This is a genomic window from Sphingopyxis sp. EU05-FHT14B03 (assembly GCF_058790875.1).
Genome location: NZ_JBYTDC010000004.1, coordinates 85,816 through 101,443 on the forward strand (window position 1 = coordinate 85,816; position 15,628 = coordinate 101,443).

A 15,628-nucleotide genomic window follows, 5' to 3' on the forward strand; every position below is an offset into this window, starting at 1 on the left:
ACTGACTCGCAATAGCGTCCGTCTAGGCGCGCAAATTCAGGGGGTCAATATGCTATTGCGACTCGTTATTGACAAAAGACCGGCGAACAAACGGGGAAGGCGGGCCATATGCCGTCATCCCGGCCTTCGTCGGAATGACGATAAAGTGTGGAAATGATCCTCCCTGTGCCGCAGGCACGAGGGATTTGCAGCGCGAAGCGCGGACGGAGGGCCATTGGCGGTGCCGTCGCCGCCGCCCCCACCCCTTGCTTCGCAAGCGGCCCTTCCCATCGCTGCGCGACAGGGAGGATCTTTAAGAGTTAGGCCCCCGGCCCCTCATAGGCATCGACGATGCGCCCGACGATCGGGTGGCGGACGACGTCGGCGCTGGTGAAATAGCTGACGTTGATGCCCTCGACTCCTTCGAGGCGCGAGACGGCGTCGGCGAGGCCCGAGCTGGCGGGGATCGGCAGATCGACCTGCTTCGGATCGCCGCAGATCACCATGCGGCTGTTCATGCCGAAACGGGTCAGGAACATCTTCATCTGCGGGATCGTCGTGTTCTGCGCCTCGTCGAGGATGATGAAGGCGTCGGCAAGCGTCCGCCCGCGCATGAAGGCGAGCGGCGCGATCTCGATCTCGCCGCTCGCAATGCGGCGCTCAACCTGTTCGGCGGGCAGGCAATCGTGGAGCGCGTCGTAGAGCGGGCGCAGATAGGGATCGACCTTTTCCTTCATGTCGCCGGGCAGGAAGCCGAGCTTTTCGCCCGCCTCGACCGCGGGGCGCGACAGGATCAGGCGCTGGACACTGCCGGTGATCAACTGGGCGACCGCCTGCGCGACCGCGAGATAGGTCTTACCGGTCCCCGCCGGGCCAAGCGCGAAGATGATGTCTTCGCGCGCCAGCGCCTGCATATAGGGGATTTGCGATGGCGCGCGCGGGACGATCGTCTTTTTGCGCGTGCGGATCATGATCGGCGGCGCTTCGTTGACCTCGTGGCGGATAATGCCGTCGAGCGTCGGCTGTGCCGACATCGCGATCACGCCATCGACCATGCCGGCGTCGACTTCCTGCCCCTGTTCGATACGGCTGTAGAGGTCCACCAGCACGTCACGGGCGCGCGCTGCGGCCTCGGCCTCGCCCTCGATCTGCACGCGGTTGCCGCGCGCCGAGATATAGACCCCGAGCCGGTTTTCTATTCCGACAAGATTGCGATCGAATTCGCCAAAGAGAATGCCCAAAAGCTGCGTTCGCTCGAATTCCGCCGTCAGTCGGACGCGGTCGCCGGGTTCGGCGGGGGAGGCGGCGGTCAGCGGGCGTTTGGACATATGGGCAAGGCTCCTTCGATCAACGACATGACTCTACTCCCGCCAAGACCGGAGTCCACTCCGATGGAGGAGAACAGGACGAAAGGAGCGAGCAGCGTTGCCAAAAAGCGACACCGCCTCCCCGCGCCGCACTAGGCGACCTCTTCGACGAGCAATTCGGCGGTGAGGCTGTTCGGCCCGGCCGCGGCGATGCGCACATCGACCATGTCGCCGATCGCGAGCCCCGGCGCGATGACATGCGCCGATTGCAGCCAGGGTGTCTTGCCGATCAGCTGGCCGTCGAGCTTGCCCTTGCGTTCGAGGAGCAGGTGCGTGGTCTTGCCGATGGTCGCCGCGTTGAACGCGTGCTGCTGTTCGTTGAGCAGGGCCTGCAGCCGCTGGAGGCGATCGTGCATCACCTCGTCCGATATCTGATCGCCCATCGTCGCGGCGGGGGTGCCGGGGCGGCGCGAATATTTGAAGCTGTACGCCATAGCGTAACGCGTCGCGTGGATCAGATCGAGCGTCGCCTGGAAATCTTCCTCGTTCTCGCCCGGAAAGCCGACGATGAAGTCGCCCGAGATCGCGATGTCGGGGCGCGCGGCGCGGACGCGTTCGATGACGCGCAAATAGCTGTCGACGCTGTGGCTGCGGTTCATCGCGGCGAGGATGCGGTCGCTGCCCGCCTGCACCGGCAGGTGGAGATAAGGCATGAGCTGCGGGATTTCGCCATGCGCGGCGATCAGCCCGTCGGTCATGTCGTTGGGGTGGCTGGTGGTATAACGAATGCGTTCGAGCCCGTCGACGCGCGCGAGGTCGCGGATCAGTCCGTCGAGGCCGACGGCGCGGCCGCGATCATCCACGCCGTCCCATGCGTTGACGTTCTGGCCGAGCAGGGTGATCTCGCGGGCGCCGCCCTCGACAAGTGCGCGGGCCTCGGCGATCAGGTCGGCATAGGGGCGGCTGATCTCGGCGCCGCGGGTATAGGGCACGACGCAATAGGTGCAGAATTTGTCGCAGCCTTCCTGCACGGTGAGGAAGGCGGTCGGGCGCTGACCCGCGCCGCGTTTGGGCAAGGCGTCGAATTTCGACATCGCCGGCATGTCGAGATCGACCGCTTTTTCGCCGCGCGCGGCGCGGTCGAGCAGATCGGGCAGCCGGTGATAGGCCTGCGGGCCCACAACGACGTCGACGGTGGGGGCGCGGCGCGCAATTTCGGCGCCCTCGGCCTGCGCAACGCAGCCGGCGACCGCGATCGTCGGACGGCTGCCGTCCTCGCGCTTCAGCCGGCCGATGTCCGAATAGACTTTCTCGGCCGCCTTTTCGCGGATGTGGCAGGTGTTGAGCACGACGAGGTCGGCGTCGGCACCGTCGGCAGCGGCCGTCATCCCGCGCGCGCCGAGCATTTCGGCCATGCGCTCGCCGTCATAGACGTTCATCTGGCAGCCGAAGGATTTGATGTGGAAGGTTTTCGGAGAGTCGGATTTCATCGGCGCGCTATAGGCGATGCATGGCGTGGGCGGAAGGCCGCGCCGTCGCCGCCATTTCCTGCGCGATCGCGGCGCGCGCCGCTTCGCTGATCGCCTTGCGATCATGCGTCACGCTGGCGGGCAGCGGATCAAGGTAATGGATGGTAAGATGGATCGGCTTTGCGCGCGCGAGCAGTCGCTTGAAATTGTCGAGTCCGGATTCGGGGTCGAGCCAGGCGATATCGTTCGATTCCGCGCCATAATCCATGAAGACCGGCTGGATCTGCAGGTTTGGCGGGGTCGGGATCACCGCCTGGAACAGCGAAGCGCGGAACGGCAGCAGTCCGTCGCCGGGGCCCGTCGTGCCTTCGGGAAACAGCGTCACCGGGCGACCGCGCGCCAGCGCGTTGCGCAGGTCGTTCGCCTGATTGTGGATTTCGCGCTTCGCCTCGCGCTGCACATAGATCGTATGGTTCTGGTCGGCGAGCCAGCCGACGAGCGGCACGCCCTCGACCTCGGCCTTCGACACGAATGCCGAACGCGCGGCGCCGCCGAGCGCGAGGATGTCGAGCCAGCTGACATGGTTGGACGCGAACAACACGTTGCGCCGCAGCCGCGTGCCCGTCGTGCGGACGCGTAGCCCCGCGATCCAACCGACGGCGTTGAGGAACGCCATCACCATCGGCGACGGGCGGCCGACGGCGCGATAACAAAGGTGCGGAACGATCAGGAACAGCAGCGCCAGCACCATCGCGGTGAGGCGGACGATCGAACGCCAGGTGACCCGTGCGGGTCTAGTCGCGCTTGCGATCGAGGGCGACACCATAGAGCTCCATGCGATGGTCGACGAGGCGGAAGCCGAGGCGTTCGGCGATAACCTTCTGCAACGCCTCGAGCTCGGGATCGACGAATTCGATCACCCGGCCGGTTTCGACGTCGATCAGATGGTCGTGATGCGCCTCGGGCGCCGCTTCGTAGCGCGAGCGGCCGTCGCCGAAATCGTGGCGATCAAGGATGCCGGCCTCTTCGAACAGGCGAACGGTGCGATAGACGGTGGCGATCGAAATGCCGCTGTCGACCTTCGACGCGCGCTCATAGAGCGTTTCGACGTCGGGATGATCCTCGCTGTCGGAGATCACGCGCGCGATGATGCGGCGCTGCTCGGTGATGCGCAGGCCCTTTTCGTGGCACAGGGCTTCGAGGTCGATGGTACCGGACATGCGGGCCTTTCCTGCAATCTGCAGCCGTTCTTTGTTCTTATATTCTGTATAGGCACGGCCTGCGCATAGAACAAGGGCGGCGCCTTGCAGCACCGCCCCCATCTGCCCTGAAAGGCCAAAGCTCGAAACGCGTCAGGCCGCTTTCTTGGCCTTGGGCTTGCGCCCGCCGCCGCGGCCCTTGGTGCCGAGGCCGATTTCCTTGGCCAGCGCACGACGTTTTTCGGCGTAATTGGGGGCGACCATCGGATAGTCGGCGGGCAGGCCCCATTTGGCGCGATAGTCGTCGGGGGTCATGCCATAATGGGTCATCAGGTGGCGGCGGAGCATCTTGAGCTTCTTGCCATCCTCGAGACAGGTTATGTAATCGGGCTTCACCGAGGTGCGGATCGACACCGCCGGTACCAGCTTCTCTTCTTCGACAGGCTGCGTACCGAGGCCGGAGAGGGCGGCGTGGACGTTGTTGATGAGCGCCGAAAGATCTGAAATCGCGACACTGTTGTTGCTGACATGGGCAGCAACGATGTCAGCAGTCAGCGTGACCAGCATTTCACTGGTATCGGTTTGATCCGACATGGGACGGTTCCTTTTTTATATACCCAGAAGATGGACGACGAATATTGGAGCTGTTCTTCATCCGGCTCGGATACTGCCATTCTGGCAGCATTTCCGCAAGGTCTATCACCTAGTTAGATCGGTTCCGGATGAATGACGCATGGTAATCGCGTCGCGGATCATCCCGTCACCGCCTCGATAATAGTCCTTGCGCCGACCGCATTCCGAAAACCCGCTGCGCTCATAGAGATGAACGGCGTCGTTGTCAGCGCGCATTTCGAGGAAATAGTCCTCGGCACCTTCGCCGCGGCCCCAGGCTTGCCAATCGGATATTAACGCGGCGCCGATTCCGCGGCCGCGCCACGCCGGATCGACCGCGAGCAACAACAACTCGCTCTCCGGACCCGCGATCCGCGCCGCCGAAAAACCGCATGGCTGCTCGCCGTCCCACGCGAGGCAGACACGCGCCGACGGCAGCGCGAAGAGGGTGAGCAACTGCGCGCGGCTCCATGCCTCGCCAAAAGCCGGATCGAAGGCGGCATCCATCACCCGCATGACCGCGGCGAGGTCGGCGACGCGGGCGGTCGCAAGGCGGAAGTCGCTCATACGCGCGCCGCCATCGGCTTGGCATCGGGCGCCCGGCCATAATGGGGGCTGGGGTCGGCGAAGGTCGCGGCGGCGGGCAATCGCGGATAGGCACGCGCGTCGGGCAGTATCGGCAAGGCGGTCCCCGCGCCGCGCAGCGCAACGAACGCCCCGGCGCGGTTGCCGACGACCAGCGCGTCGTCGCGCCGCACCGCTTCGTCGGGCAGCAGCGAGCGGACATCGGCGCGCGGCGACAGGTCGGCGGCGAAGGGCTGGACGAACCATTGCCCGTGCCCGCCCTCCATCACGACGAGTGCGCCGTCCGCCGCCGCGATCTCGTCGGCCGCCGCAGCCGCGACGAGCGCGAGGGTCGAAAAACCGAAGGCCGGTATCCGCCAGCCGAGCGCCAGCGCGCGTGCCGCGGCGACACCGATGCGCACGCCGGCGAAGCTGCCGGGGCCGCAACCGACGAGGATCGCGTCGGCGCGCCCGCCGTCCGCCAGTTCGGCGATCAGCGGCACCAGCCGTTCGGCATGGCCGCGGCCGATGATGTCGTGGCGAAAATCGCGCAGGCGCGCGCCGTCGAACAGCGCGACCGAGCAGGCCTCGCTGGCACTATCGATGACGAGCCGGCGCAGGCCGTCAGGCGATGCGATTGAAGCGGTCAAAGCCAGGGCGCGGGCTGCGCTCGAAAATGGTCGCGGGGTCGCCGTAACCAAGCGTCGAGATGAAATTGCTGCGCACGCTCGGCTGGTCGGCGAAGAAGGCGGCGTCGACGGCGTCGTTGGCGAAACCCGACATCGGCCCGGTGTCGAGCCCGAGCGCGCGCGCGGCGAGGATGAAATAGGCGCCCTGCAGGCTCGAATTGCGGAACGCGGTCGCGTGCGCCAGTTCGGCATTGGTGTTGAACCAGCTTTTCGCGTCAGCGTGCGGAAAAAGCTCGGGCAGGTTTTCGTAGAATTCGAGATCCATGCCGATGATCGCGGTGACCGGGGCGCTGCGGATCTTGTCGCCATTGGCGGGCAGCGCGAGCGCCGCGAGCTTTTCCTTCGCTTCGGTGCTGGTGCACCAGATGATCCGTGCCGGCAGGCAGTTGGCGCTGGTCGGGCCGAATTTCACCAGATCCCAGATCGCGTGCAGCTGGGTTTCCGAAACGGGCGTATCGAGATAGCCATTGTAGGTCCGCGCGGTGCGAAACAGCTGGTCGAGAGCTTGGTCGGAAAGCGGCTCGCTCATCGGGATTAGTCTCCTTCTCGGGGAATCAAACGGCGTGAACGGCCGTCACTTCGGGAACATAATGTTTGAGGAGCGATTCGATGCCGTTCTTCAGCGTCGCGCTCGACGAAGGACAGCCGGCGCACGCGCCCTGCATCTTCAGATACACATTGCCCTTGTCGAACCCGCGATAGACGATGTCGCCGCCGTCGTTGGCAACCGCCGGGCGGACCCGCGTCTCGATCAATTCCTTGATCTGATCGATGATGTCGGCGTCGGCGGGATCGTCGGCGAAGCTCGCCTCATCCTCGCCCGGAACGCTGATCCCCGCGGCAGAGCCGGGGTTGAACAGCGGCATCTGGCCGAGGAAATGGTCCATCACGATGCCGAGGACGTCGGGCTTGAGATCGCTCCAGCTGACGCCGGGCGCCGCAGTGACCGAGACAAAGTCGCGGCCGAAAAACACCCCGGTGACGTCGCCGAGCGCAAACAGCGCGGTCGCGAGCGGCGAGGCTTCGGCTTCCTCGGGGCTCGCGAAGTCCCGGGTGCCCGCGTCCATCACCGCCTGGCCGGGCAGGAATTTGAGCGTCGCGGGGTTGGGCGTCGATTCGGTTTCGATCAGCATGGGGGGCATGTGGGACGCGATCGGGCTTTGTGCAAGCCGACAAAGATGCTGTAGGGTCGAAAAATGCGCCATTTCTCCCATTTCGCCGCGATCGACTGGTCGGGCGCGCGCGGCGCGCGGCAGCGCGGGATCGCGCTGGCGGTCGCCAGAGGCACGGCGGCGCCCGCACTGGTGCGGCCCGGCCATATCTGGTCACGCGCCGAAATGCTGGATTGGCTCGAAGGCGTCGCTACGTCGGGGATCGACATGCTGATCGGTTTCGACTTTTCGGCGGCCTTCGCCTTCGCCGACCGCGAGGCCTATTTCCCCGAATGGCCGGAGAGTCCCGCCGACCTGCCGTCGCTGTGGGCGCTGGTCGAACATCTCACCGCCGCCGATCCGCATTATGAGGTCGGCGGTTTCCTCGCGCATCCGCAAGCGCGGCGGCATTTCCGCCACGGCCGCGGCGACGTCGGCGATCTCTTCGAAGCCGGTGCCGGGCGGCTGCGCGTCGTCGAGCAGCACCAGCGCGCCACAAGGCAAGCGGCGAGCGTCAGCAATTTCAACCTCGTCGGCGCGGCGCAGGTCGGCAAGGCGAGCCTTGCGGGCATGCGCCTGCTCCATCGCCTCGGCGGTCGCATGCCGCTGTGGCCGCTCGACCCCGTGCCGAGAGCGGGGCCGCTGCTGGTCGAAATCTACACTGGCCTCGCCGCGCGCGCCGCGCGCGTGCCCGCAGGCCGCAGCAAGATCCGCGACGGCGCCGTGCTCGACGCCGCGCTGGCCGAACTGGGGTCACCGCCCGTGCGGCATATCGGCCCGATCGGCGACCATGCGAGCGACGCACTGCTGACCGCCGCCTGGCTGCGCGCGATCGCGCACGACCCCGCACGCTGGGCGCCTGCCCCGCTCACCGACACACTCGCACGCACCGAAGGCTGGACCTTTGGCATAGTTTGACGCGTTTTTCGCTTTTCGCATTTTCTCGACGCCGGATATTTCCATCCGACCGAAAAATGCCTAGGGCCGCAAACGGCGCGCCGGCTTAGCTCAGTTGGTAGAGCAACCGCCTTGTAAGCGGTAGGTCGTCAGTTCGAGTCTGACAGCCGGCACCACACAGTCTCTCGCCATCGGCCCAAGACGCCGTCCGTTTTCCCGCTTCGACCATGGCGAATGACGCGGGCGATCCCTGCATAGCGCATGACATGCGTGCGCGCCGAGCGTCGCCACGAGATTGCTCCGGACGGCAACGCGCCGCCCGGATCGGACTGTGCTCAGAAGGAGGCCGTGACACTTGCCACGACCGTTGCGTCGGCGATGGAACCGCTGCCGTCGAGTCCCTTGCTGAAATTGGGCTGAAGACGCGCGGCCTCCGCCCTGCTGATATCCGTGTCCACGTAGGAAAGATTGAGCGTCAGATTGCGCCAGACCGCGTCGATGCCGAGCGACCAGTCCCAATAGCGACCGGTCGGCGCGACGCTCGTGCCGTTGGGACCGAGGCCGGGGTTTCCGTCCGAATAACCGATATGCGCCTTCGCCGTCAGCGGTGTTCCGGCGATCGCCAACGCACCATCACCCCACAGATAGAGATTATCTTCGCTCTGGCCGCGGCTGTTCGGCGCGGCGGAAACGTTCGCGAGCGCATATTGCTTGGGCGCATAGGCCGCGCCCGCCGTCAGCGTCGCCGGCCCGGTGGTGCCCGTCAGCTTGACATAGGGTTCGGCGAAATCCGAGTCATCGGCGCCGCCCGGATACATGTACCAGACGAGGCCCATGTCGAGCGTCATATTGTCCGCGATCGACGCCTTGTATCCGCCGATCAGGTCGAGTTCCATGTTCGCGCCGCCGAAGGTGCCCCAGCCCGAGAGATTGGACGCCCAGGCGCCGGCATAGAGGCCGCTCTCATGCGTCACCGTGAGGCCGCCCTGCACCGCCATTTCCTTGTCGGTTTGCGACACGCCGCGGAAACGATAGTCCGAGGCGATCGTTGCCGAACCCGAAATGGTGACGGCCGGTTCTTCTTCTTCCTGCGCCCATGCAGCGGCGGGAGACAGTGCTGCCGCGAGAACGGCGGCCGGGATGATGATTTTCATATCTTCCTCTTGAAAACGCCTCGGCCGGACATGGCGGAGGCTCGCGAGGATGCTCAACTAGATCGGCGCGGCGTTGGAAATCGAGAGCGAGAACCGCCCGACCGCATAGTGTTTTTGCTACGCGACCGGCCGGTTTCGATCGCCGGGCACCAACAGCTGTTCGAATATCGTCGGCGCTTCGAAGTCAGACGCGGGCAGACGCCTCCAGCGCTCGGAAACCTCGACGCTTTCCCACAGGCCGGGACCGACGAAGAGGAGCGCGCTCCCGGCGCTGCCGCAGACAAAGACGATCGCGGAGAGGAGCATCATGAACGATGTCGCATCGCGGGCCGGGGTGGTGAGCGCCATCTGGTGAAGCCGGACGGCAACCGACCAACCCAGCACAAGAAGCCCGAGGCCGCCGACGCGCAGGCCCAGATGGGCCGCAAGGGTGTCATGCCATTTCTTCACGTCAGACCTCCAAAGGGAGGTCGTTCACCTATGCATGTACGCGTAGGAAATCGAGATCGGGAAACGCCGCCGGGCATAGAGATTGCATATAGTCGCAGCCCGACAGCGCGCCGCATCCCACTCAGCGCGCCGACGCGCCCTCCTCGGCAAGAGGATCGCCGAGGCGCAGGCGATAGCCGATGCCGAGTTCGTTGCAGATGATCTGCGGCTGCTGCGGATCGGCTTCGAGCTTCTGGCGCAAGGTCCGGACGAGAACACGGAGATATTCGACATGATGCTCATGCTCGGTCGGCCAGACCTCGTTCATGATCTGGTTGTGCGTTATGACCCGGCCGGGGAACCGCGCGAGTTGCGCGAGCACGGCATATTCCTTGGGCGTCAGATGCACCTCCTTGCCCGCCTTGGTCACCGCCCGCGCGATCAGGTCCATCGTCACATCACCCACCGACAGGGTCAGATTCCCGCCGTCACGGGTCAGGCGGTTGCGCAAAGCGACGCGCACGCGCGCCAGCAGTTCGTCGGTGTCGAAGGGTTTGGTCAGATAATCGTCGGCGCCGAGATCGAGCGCCGCGACCTTCTCCTCGGTCGCATCGCGCGCAGACACGACGATCAGGGTCGTATCGGACTGCTGCTTGAAGAGCGGAACCAGCTCGAGGCCGTCGCGGTCGGGCAGCCCGAGATCGAGCAGCGTGATGTCGGGACGCTCTTCACGCAGACGTTCGATCGCCTCGCGCGCATTTTCCGCCTCGACGATCGCATAGTCGGCCCGCGCCAGCGCCGCGTGAATCAGGCGGCGAATGTGGAACTCGTCATCGACGATCAAGACCTTGTGACGCACTTTCATGATATGTCCTTGTCGATCGGATGCGTGATGATCAGCGCGTCGGGGATGCGGATGGTGAAGCAGGCGCCATGCGGCTCGGCATTGTTGCCCGCCTCGACCGACAGCCCCATCGCCTCGGCAAAGCCCTTGACGATGGCGAGGCCAAGCCCGGTGCCGTGCTTCGCGCGGTCGCTTCCTTCGAGGCGGGTGAAGGTTTCGAAGACGCGCTTCTCATTCCCGGGCGCGATACCCGGTCCCTGGTCGATGACCGACAACAGGATCGCATCCGCCCTGCGCCGCGCCCGAATGACGATCGGCGTATCGGGATCGGCGTAGCGTCCCGCATTGTCGAGCAGGTTGATCAGGCAATGGTGGAGCAGCACCGGATCGACGCGGACGAACGGGATATTGGGTGAGATATCGATCTTCACCTCATGGCCGGTCAGCGACGCCCGTGTGTCATGCGCCGCACTCGCCGCGGCGTCGAACAGTTCGGTCGCCTCGACCTTCAACGGCAACGCGCCCGCTTCGACGCGCGCCATGTCGAGCAGGTTCGACACGAAGCGGTTGAGGCGGCGCGCTTCGGTCTCGATGGTTTCAGCCAGTTGCGGCGACGGGTGGCGCTGCATTTCCTGCGCCGCCGAGAGGATCGTCGTGAGCGGTGTCCTGAGATCGTGGCTGACCGAGGACAACAGGGCCGATCGCAAACGGTCGCGCTCGTCGACCTGACGCGCATGAAGAGACGCTTCTTCGAGCGCCATGCGGTCGAGCGCGATCGACGCCTGGTCGAGCAGGCTCATCAGCAGCGGCACCTGATCGGACCGGATGGGTTCGCGCGCATCGTCACGGGTCATGCCGAGGACGCCGAGCACACCGCGCGTCGTGCGCAGCGGATGGAACAGCCAGTCCGACGCGGTGAGCGTCGAGGACCCGCGCCCGGCAGGCTGTTCATTGTCCATCGCCCATTGCGCCGCGGCCCGTTCGATCTGCTCGAGCCGGTCTTCGGGCGGCACCGCGGCGCGCAACGTCGGCCCGTCGGCGGACGGCAGCAACAACGCCGTGCGGACATCGAGCAGACGCCCGACCTCGGCACAGATCGCGTGCATCAGCGTGTCCTGGTCGGGCGCGGCGGTCAGCTGCCGCGAAAAGCTGGCGAGCGCCGCATTCTGACGCGCGCTCCACTGCGCCAGATCGGCCTGCGCGCGCACCCGCGCGGCGAACTGGCTGGTGACCACCGCGACGCCGAGCAGCACGAGAATGCTGACGACATTTTCCGGATTGTTGACGGTGAGCGTGCCGGTCGGCGGCAGGAAAAAGAAATTATAGGCAAGGCTCGATGCAAGGCCCGCGAACAGGCCGGCGCGCACGCCGAACGTCGCGGCGGCGAACATGACCGGCACCAGATAGAGCAAGGCGATATTGCCGAGGTCGATAGCCGCGAGGAGCAGGCGGCCCAGCGCCGTCATCGCGGCGACCATGATCAGCGACCAGACATAGTCCGCCGGCCGCCCCCAGCGCCCGGGAACGACAAGGCGGCCACGCTGTTGTCCGGACGGCGCGGCAGGCTCGCCGGGCAGCACATGGATGGCGACATCGTCGATCGTCCGGACGAGCTGGTCGACGACCGAGCCATGGCGCATTTCGAACCACCAGGGGCGGCTCGACTTGCCGATGACGATCTGGGTCGCCCGTGCCTCGCCGGCAAAGGCGCGCAGCCCTTCCACGACGCTCGCCGCCGGCACGGTGGCGGTCGAGGCACCGAGCCGCGAGGCGAGCGCGAGCGTGTCGGCAAGCTGCCGCCGATCGTCATCCGACATCCCCTGGCTTCGCCGCGTCTCGATATAGACTGCGGTCCACGGCGCCCTCAGCGCGTCGGCGAGCCGCTTGCCCGCGCGGACCAGTTCGGCGGCGACGGGCAGTTCGCTGACCGCAACGACGATCCGTTCGCCGACCGCGAAGCTGCCCGCCAGCGCATTGGCGCGGACATGTTCGAGCATCTGCGCGTCGACCGCCTGCGCCGCGCGGCGGAGCGCCAATTCGCGCAGCGCGGTCAAGTTGGACTTGGAAAAGAAATGGGTGAGCGCGCGGCTCGCCTCCTGCGGAATATAGACCTTGCCGTCGCGCAGCCGCTCGATCAGCTCGTCGGGTGGAATGTCGACCACCTCGATCTCGGCATTTTCGAGGATCGAGTCGGGCACCGTCTCGCGGACACGAACGCGGGTGAAGGACGCGACGACGTCGTTCAGGCTCTCGACGTGCTGGATGTTGATCGTCGAATAGACGTCGATGCCGGCATCGAGCAGTTCCTCGACATCCTGGTAACGCTTCGGATGCCGGCTGCCCGGCGCGTTCGAATGGGCAAGTTCATCGACGAGCACGAGCCCCGGACGGCGTTCGAGGATCGCGTCGATGTCCATTTCGCCAAGGCTATGTCCCTGATGATCGACGGCGCGGCGCGGGATGATCTCATGGCCGTGGACCAGCGCCTCGGTCTCGCGGCGGCCGTGGGTCTCGACCACGCCGATCACGACATCGACCCCGGCCTCGCGCCGTTGCCGCCCGTCGGTGAGCATCTCCCACGTCTTGCCGACGCCGGGCGCGGCGCCGAGAAACACCTTCAGACGGCCACGGCCTTCCTGCGCCGCCTGGCGCAGGAAGGCTTCTGGGGATGGTCGATCCTTTTCTGTCACGCGGCGGGTTTAGCGCCAAATGCATCGAGTCGTCGATTGAGCTCGAACACATTCACCCGCGGCTCGCCGAGAATGCCGAGGAGCGGCTTGTCAACGCTCTGTTCGACCAGCCCGCGGACGGCATCCGGTGTGAGTCCGCGGGCCCGCGCCACCCGATCGACCTGATAGAGAGCAGCCTCGGGAGTGATGTCGGGATCGAGGCCCGATCCCGATGCGGTCACCATGTCGGACGGAACAGCCTTGCCGGGTTCGGCGGCCTTCAGTTTCTCGACATCGCCCTTGACCCGGTCGACGAGCGCCTGCGACGTCGGCCCGAGGTTCGACCCCGACGATGCCAGACCGTCATAGCCGTCACCCGCCGCCGAAGGCCGCGTGTTGAAATAGCGCTCCGACGTGAAGGCCTGGCCAACAACGGTCGAACCGACGACCTTGCCATTCTCCTCGACAAGGCTGCCGTTCGCCTGGTTCGGGAAGAGCGCCTGCCCGATGCCGGTGAGCGCCAGCGGGTAGGCGAGTCCGAGAAGCAGCGCGAACAGCAGCGTCATGACGAGCGCCGGACGCAGCGAGGTGATGAAATCCTTGTTCATTGTCATATCCTCAGACGAGACCCAGGCCGCCGACCGCGAGGTCGATCAGCTTGATGCCGACAAAAGGTGCCACGAGGCCGCCGAGGCCATAGACGGCGAGATTGCGGGCGAGCAGCGGGCCCGCCCCCATCGGCTTGTAGGTGACGCCTTTCAGCGCCAGCGGCACAAGCAGCGGGATGATCAGCGCGTTGAAGATGATCGCCGACAGGATCGCGCTCTCGGGGCTGGTCAGCCCCATGACGTTGAGCACGCCGAGGCCGGGATAGAGCACGATGAACATCGCCGGGATGATCGCGAAATATTTGGCGACATCGTTCGCGACCGAAAAGGTCGTCAGCGCGCCGCGCGTCATCAGCAATTGCTTGCCGAGGCCGACGACCTCGATCAGCTTGGTCGGATCGCTGTCGAGGTCGACCATATTGCCCGCCTCGCGCGCCGCCTGCGTGCCGGTGTTCATCGCGACCCCGACGTCGGCCTGCGCGAGCGCCGGGGCGTCGTTGGTGCCGTCGCCGCACATCGCGACGAGACGCCCGCCCTGCTGTTCCTTGCGGATCAGCTCGAGCTTGTCCTCGGGCGTCGCCTGCGCGAGAAAATCGTCGACCCCGGCCTCGGCGGCGATCGCCGCGGCGGTGAGCGGATTGTCGCCGGTGATCATCACGGTGCGGATGCCCATCGCGCGCAGCTCGCCGAAGCGTTCGCGGATACCCGCCTTGACGATATCCTTGAGGAAGATCGCGCCGAGCAACTGGCCGTCCTTCGCGACCGCAAGCGGGGTGCCGCCGGCGCGCGCGATTTCGTCGGTGATACGGCGCAATTCGGTCGCAGCGGCGGTTGCCCCTGCACCGGGATTTGCCTTGAGGACCGAATCCACGGCGCCTTTCTGGATCACGCTATCGCCAAGCTTGATCCCCGAGATGCGCGTCTGCGCAGTGAACGGGATGATCTCCGCGCCTTCGGGCAGTTCGGTCACCGCCTGGCCGAATTTCTCGCGCGCCAGTGCGGCGATCGAGCGGCCTTCGGGGGTTTCGTCGGCGAGGCTGGCGAGCAACGCCGCCTCGGCGAGGACTGCCATCGACTGGCCACCCACCGGACGGAACTCGGTCGCCTGCCGGTCCCCGACGGTGATCGTGCCGGTCTTGTCGAGCAGCAGCACATCGATGTCGCCCGCCGCCTCGACCGCGCGGCCCGACTTGGCGAGCACGTTGAACCGCACGAGGCGATCCATGCCCGCGATGCCGATCGCCGAGAGAAGCGCCGCGATCGTCGTCGGGATGAGCGTAATCAGCAGCGCCGCGAGGATCGCTACCGGAATGCTGCCGCCCGCATAGCTTGCAAAGGCAGGGATCGTGCCGACCGCGATCAGGAAGATGATCGTCAGGCCGACGAGCAGCAGGGTCAGCGCAATTTCGTTCGGGGTCTTCTGCCGCTCGGCGCCTTCGACGAGCGCGATCATCCGGTCGAGGAAGCCCTGCCCCGGATTGACCGTCACCTGGACGCGGATCTCGTCGGAGATCACGCGGGTACCGGCGGTGACCGCCGAGCGGTCGCCGCCCGCCTCGCGGATCACCGGCGCGCTTTCGCCGGTGATCGCCGCTTCATTGACCGACGCGACACCGCCGACGACTTCGCCGTCCGACGGTATCAGGTCGCCGGTCTCGACGAGCACGACGTCGCCGACCCGGAGCGCGCTGGCGGGAACGCTTTCATAGGCATTCCCGTCGCCCTTCAGCTTCTTGGCGATCAGGTCCGCCTTGGTGGCGCGGAGCGAGGCGGCCTGCGCCTTGCCGCGCCCTTCGGCGAGCGCTTCGGCGAAGGTGCCGAACAGCACCGTCAGCCAGAGCCAGATCACGAGTTGCAGCTTGAAGCCCGTCGCGAGGCTATCCTGACCGACGACCAGCAGCACCGTCAGTAAGGTCGCGACTACGGCCGTCGTGAACATCACCGGATTGCGGATCAGTTCCTTCGGATTGAGTTTGCGGAAGGCGTCGCCGATCGCGGGAACGATCAGGTCTGCCGTGAACAATGATTTTTGTACGGACCGAGCCATTTGCATGGAT

16 protein-coding genes and 1 tRNA gene are annotated in these 15,628 nt (G+C 65.9%); 2 read left to right on the top strand and 15 right to left on the bottom strand.

What is annotated here, in order from left to right; translation table 11 throughout:
- Positions 1 to 299 precede the first annotated feature (299 nt).
- The 9 genes from AC3WS4_RS21840 to AC3WS4_RS21880 form a co-directional block, all read right to left on the bottom strand.
- Positions 300 to 1,307 carry a PhoH family protein gene (locus tag AC3WS4_RS21840; protein WP_492740384.1) on the bottom strand — a complete coding sequence of 336 codons (1,008 nt, stop codon included), beginning with the start codon at positions 1,305 to 1,307 and terminating at the stop codon, positions 300 to 302.
- 131 nt (positions 1,308 to 1,438) lie between these two features.
- Complete coding sequence (gene miaB, locus AC3WS4_RS21845) at positions 1,439 to 2,776, bottom strand: tRNA (N6-isopentenyl adenosine(37)-C2)-methylthiotransferase MiaB (RefSeq protein WP_492740385.1); 1,338 nt, start codon at positions 2,774 to 2,776, stop codon at positions 1,439 to 1,441.
- 7 nt (positions 2,777 to 2,783) lie between these two features.
- On the bottom strand, positions 2,784 to 3,578 hold the full coding sequence (locus AC3WS4_RS21850; protein ID WP_492742980.1) for a lysophospholipid acyltransferase family protein: 795 nt from the start codon (positions 3,576 to 3,578) through the stop codon (positions 2,784 to 2,786).
- Positions 3,550 to 3,975, bottom strand: coding sequence for a Fur family transcriptional regulator (locus tag AC3WS4_RS21855; RefSeq protein WP_056346586.1), 426 nt, complete (start codon positions 3,973 to 3,975; stop codon positions 3,550 to 3,552). The genes AC3WS4_RS21850 and AC3WS4_RS21855 overlap by 29 nt, the downstream gene beginning before the upstream one ends.
- A 132-nt stretch (positions 3,976 to 4,107) precedes the next feature.
- On the bottom strand, positions 4,108 to 4,548 hold the full coding sequence (locus AC3WS4_RS21860) for a Ros/MucR family transcriptional regulator (RefSeq protein WP_056346584.1): 441 nt from the start codon (positions 4,546 to 4,548) through the stop codon (positions 4,108 to 4,110).
- Between the two features lie 105 nt (positions 4,549 to 4,653).
- The gene (locus AC3WS4_RS21865; RefSeq protein ID WP_492740387.1) at positions 4,654 to 5,133 is read right to left on the bottom strand and encodes a GNAT family N-acetyltransferase; all 480 of its coding nucleotides are present in this window, start codon (positions 5,131 to 5,133) and stop codon (positions 4,654 to 4,656) included.
- Positions 5,130 to 5,780, bottom strand: a complete 651-nt coding sequence (gene tsaB, locus AC3WS4_RS21870; protein ID WP_492740388.1) for a tRNA (adenosine(37)-N6)-threonylcarbamoyltransferase complex dimerization subunit type 1 TsaB — start codon at positions 5,778 to 5,780, stop codon at positions 5,130 to 5,132. Before tsaB ends, AC3WS4_RS21865 begins: the two co-directional genes overlap by 4 nt.
- On the bottom strand, positions 5,755 to 6,348 hold the full coding sequence (locus AC3WS4_RS21875) for a malonic semialdehyde reductase (protein ID WP_492740389.1): 594 nt from the start codon (positions 6,346 to 6,348) through the stop codon (positions 5,755 to 5,757). Before AC3WS4_RS21875 ends, tsaB begins: the two co-directional genes overlap by 26 nt.
- Positions 6,349 to 6,373: 25 nt before the next feature.
- On the bottom strand, positions 6,374 to 6,952 hold the full coding sequence (locus AC3WS4_RS21880; RefSeq protein ID WP_492740587.1) for a NifU family protein: 579 nt from the start codon (positions 6,950 to 6,952) through the stop codon (positions 6,374 to 6,376).
- A gap of 63 nt (positions 6,953 to 7,015) precedes the next feature.
- Here AC3WS4_RS21880 and AC3WS4_RS21885 point away from each other — a divergent pair, with 63 nt between their 5' ends.
- Complete coding sequence (locus tag AC3WS4_RS21885) at positions 7,016 to 7,888, top strand: hypothetical protein (RefSeq protein WP_492740390.1); 873 nt, start codon at positions 7,016 to 7,018, stop codon at positions 7,886 to 7,888.
- Between the two features lie 79 nt (positions 7,889 to 7,967).
- Positions 7,968 to 8,043 (top strand) — tRNA-Thr (locus AC3WS4_RS21890).
- Positions 8,044 to 8,202: 159 nt separating this feature from the next.
- On the opposite strand, the gene AC3WS4_RS21895 is transcribed toward AC3WS4_RS21890, so the two are convergent.
- The 6 genes from AC3WS4_RS21895 to kdpB form a co-directional block, all read right to left on the bottom strand.
- Entirely contained in the window at positions 8,203 to 9,021 is an 819-nt protein-coding gene (locus tag AC3WS4_RS21895; protein WP_492740391.1) for a TorF family putative porin, read from the bottom strand.
- 117 nt (positions 9,022 to 9,138) lie between these two features.
- Positions 9,139 to 9,471, bottom strand: coding sequence for a hypothetical protein (locus tag AC3WS4_RS21900; protein ID WP_492740392.1), 333 nt, complete (start codon positions 9,469 to 9,471; stop codon positions 9,139 to 9,141).
- A gap of 121 nt (positions 9,472 to 9,592) precedes the next feature.
- Positions 9,593 to 10,315 (bottom strand): response regulator, encoded by a 723-nt coding sequence (locus AC3WS4_RS21905; protein WP_492740393.1) that lies wholly within the window; start codon positions 10,313 to 10,315, stop codon positions 9,593 to 9,595.
- On the bottom strand, positions 10,312 to 12,984 hold the full coding sequence (locus tag AC3WS4_RS21910; RefSeq protein WP_492740394.1) for a DUF4118 domain-containing protein: 2,673 nt from the start codon (positions 12,982 to 12,984) through the stop codon (positions 10,312 to 10,314). The genes AC3WS4_RS21905 and AC3WS4_RS21910 overlap by 4 nt, the downstream gene beginning before the upstream one ends.
- Positions 12,981 to 13,571, bottom strand: coding sequence for a potassium-transporting ATPase subunit KdpC (gene kdpC / locus AC3WS4_RS21915; RefSeq protein ID WP_492740395.1), 591 nt, complete (start codon positions 13,569 to 13,571; stop codon positions 12,981 to 12,983). Before kdpC ends, AC3WS4_RS21910 begins: the two co-directional genes overlap by 4 nt.
- A 10-nt stretch (positions 13,572 to 13,581) precedes the next feature.
- Entirely contained in the window at positions 13,582 to 15,618 is a 2,037-nt protein-coding gene (gene kdpB / locus AC3WS4_RS21920) for a potassium-transporting ATPase subunit KdpB (RefSeq protein ID WP_492740396.1), read from the bottom strand.
- Between the last annotated feature and the right edge of the window lie 10 nt (positions 15,619 to 15,628).

What these genes read in the sequence shown, in the direction of transcription:
- AC3WS4_RS21905 (WP_492740393.1), bottom strand. Translation starts at nt 10,315, where the DNA reads ATGAAAGTGCGTCACAAGGTCTTGATCGTCGATGACGAGTTCCACATT.
- AC3WS4_RS21860 (WP_056346584.1), bottom strand. Translation starts at nt 4,548, where the DNA reads ATGTCGGATCAAACCGATACCAGTGAAATGCTGGTCACGCTGACTGCT.
- AC3WS4_RS21840 (WP_492740384.1), bottom strand. Translation starts at nt 1,307, where the DNA reads ATGTCCAAACGCCCGCTGACCGCCGCCTCCCCCGCCGAACCCGGCGAC.
- AC3WS4_RS21865 (WP_492740387.1), bottom strand. Translation starts at nt 5,133, where the DNA reads ATGAGCGACTTCCGCCTTGCGACCGCCCGCGTCGCCGACCTCGCCGCG.
- kdpC (WP_492740395.1), bottom strand. Translation starts at nt 13,571, where the DNA reads ATGAACAAGGATTTCATCACCTCGCTGCGTCCGGCGCTCGTCATGACG.
- AC3WS4_RS21895 (WP_492740391.1), bottom strand. Translation starts at nt 9,021, where the DNA reads ATGAAAATCATCATCCCGGCCGCCGTTCTCGCGGCAGCACTGTCTCCC.
- AC3WS4_RS21880 (WP_492740587.1), bottom strand. Translation starts at nt 6,952, where the DNA reads ATGCTGATCGAAACCGAATCGACGCCCAACCCCGCGACGCTCAAATTC.
- AC3WS4_RS21885 (WP_492740390.1), top strand. Translation starts at nt 7,016, where the DNA reads ATGCGCCATTTCTCCCATTTCGCCGCGATCGACTGGTCGGGCGCGCGC.
- kdpB (WP_492740396.1), bottom strand. Translation starts at nt 15,618, where the DNA reads ATGGCTCGGTCCGTACAAAAATCATTGTTCACGGCAGACCTGATCGTT.
- miaB (WP_492740385.1), bottom strand. Translation starts at nt 2,776, where the DNA reads ATGAAATCCGACTCTCCGAAAACCTTCCACATCAAATCCTTCGGCTGC.
- AC3WS4_RS21875 (WP_492740389.1), bottom strand. Translation starts at nt 6,348, where the DNA reads ATGAGCGAGCCGCTTTCCGACCAAGCTCTCGACCAGCTGTTTCGCACC.
- AC3WS4_RS21855 (WP_056346586.1), bottom strand. Translation starts at nt 3,975, where the DNA reads ATGTCCGGTACCATCGACCTCGAAGCCCTGTGCCACGAAAAGGGCCTG.